Origin of the sequence: Flavihumibacter sp. CACIAM 22H1 (genome assembly GCF_001601815.1) — a bacterium.
GTDB lineage: Bacteria > Bacteroidota > Bacteroidia > Chitinophagales > Chitinophagaceae > Flavihumibacter.
On the sequence record NZ_LUKG01000006.1, the window covers coordinates 70,515 to 71,574 of the forward strand.

The window sequence follows — 1,060 nt, forward strand, 5'->3', positions numbered from 1 at the left end:
GAACCTGATGGGCGGAGCCGGTATGTTTGCGGTTTCTATTTACACCCTGTTCATGGGTGGATTTTATGACCGCCTCATCGCTAAACAATTACCGGAAGGAGCTTCTATGGAAGCCTATCGTACGGCAGCTCCGGGAAGTTCAGAAGCCGGACAGTATGCCGCTGCACAGTTAACAGCAGGGCCGGATGTATTGCAGGCAACCGCCGTTATACCCGTTATTCTTATTGTAGCATTTGCCGGGCTCGTATTTTTTATGCGCAACAGGAAAAAAGTGCAGGTTGTAAGTGCCTGAGTCAACTATGGAAAAACAACCTACAAGAAGAAAAGCAGTAAAGCAGATCCTGGCTGCCGGAGCAGGTATAGCACTGGCGCCCATGGCCGGGTTCTCTGCTGATCAAGCTGCATCGCCAATTATGAAAGGAAATATAAATCATGCGGTATGCCGCTGGACCTATGGTCATTTGAGTTTGGATGAATTGTGTAAAGTAGCCAAGGACATTGGCATCAAGGCCATTGACCTGGTCGGCCCCCATGAATGGGAGGTGCTGAAGAAATACGGGCTGGATTCATCCATGTGCAATGGTGCCGAAATTAACCTGGTACATGGCTTTAATAATACCACGTACCACGGTAAGCTGATCCAGCGCTATTCAGAGATGATACCCCTGGTTGCCAAAGCCGGTTACAAGAACCTGATTTGTTTTAGTGGCAACCGGGATGGAATGGATGACGAAACCGGTTTGCAGAATGCCGTCATCGGACTGAAGAAACTGCTTGCCCTGGCCGAAAAACACGGCGTAGTGCTTACCATGGAGTTGTTAAACAGCCGGGTAGATCATAAAGATTATATGTGTGATCGTTCTGCCTGGGGAATTGAGCTATGTAAACGGCTTGGAAGTGAAAATTTCAAGTTATTGTTTGATATTTACCATATGCAGATAGATGAGGGAGATATTATCCGTACTATTCAGAAAAACTACGCCTATTTTGGTCATTACCATACAGGCGGTAATCCTGGCCGGCACGAGATAGATGAAAGCCAGGAATTGTATTACCCTGC

The 1,060-nt window shown here is 47.2% G+C and carries 1 protein-coding gene and 1 pseudogene; both read left to right on the top strand.

Translation table 11 applies throughout. The features are described 5' to 3' along the window. Nucleotides 1–292, top strand: a pseudogene (locus A1D16_RS03290) (MFS transporter); the annotation flags it as partial. Between the two features lie 7 nt (nt 293–299). Further along, on the top strand, nt 300–1,060 hold a 761-nt coding region (locus A1D16_RS03295; protein WP_290707792.1), incomplete at its 3' end, for a TIM barrel protein.